The organism is Vibrio sp. 10N.261.51.C6, assembly GCF_041471785.1.
In the GTDB taxonomy this organism is placed as follows: Bacteria; Pseudomonadota; Gammaproteobacteria; order Enterobacterales; family Vibrionaceae; genus Vibrio; species Vibrio crassostreae_C.
The window spans coordinates 1-637 of sequence record NZ_JBFRPB010000136.1; the positions used below are offsets into that span (position 1 = coordinate 1).

Here is a 637-nt window from a genome sequence, read left to right on the forward strand (position 1 = left end):
GGTTTCGACACAGTACACGCATCAGTACGTGTATCACTAGCGAACCTTACTCACCACGAGTACGAGCTAATCGGCCGTGCAACACGCACTGTATTGGATGAGTACTTCGCTGAGTTTCAAGACGCATAAGTTCAAGTCTGGCTTAGAATCAAATACATGATTTAAAGCCGATGACGTCCAACTCATTAAGAATAAGCCTCGGCGATGTCGAGGCTATTCCGACCAAATAAGCACAGTGGTTAGATCGATAAAACTTCCTATCTTGATGTTCCGTTGTGTTTATTTAGTCGTCTTATCCAAGTATTCAAATCCATTTCAAACTGAAAGAGCGACGCATGAAAAGCATTATTTCTATTCAATCTCACGTGGTTTACGGGCATGCAGGAAACAGTTCTGCGGTTTTTCCAATCCAAAGAATGGGACTCGATGTGTGGCCAATCCACACTGTTCAGTTCTCTAATCACACTCAATATCAACAAGGTTGGACCGGGCAAACATTCGGCTCAGATGATATTCGAAACTTGATTCGAGGCTTAGACAACATCAACGTACTGAAAGACTGTGGTGCGATCCTATCGGGTTATCAGGGAAGCGCAGACCAATGTAAAGCGGTTGCCGAGTCGGTTAATTTAGTTAA

1 pseudogene is annotated in these 637 nt (G+C 43.6%); it reads left to right on the forward strand.

Going from position 1 to position 637, the window contains the following annotated elements:
• Positions 1-335: 335 nt before the first annotated feature.
• A pseudogene (locus AB4375_RS21555) lies at positions 336-637 on the forward strand (pyridoxal kinase); the annotation flags it as partial.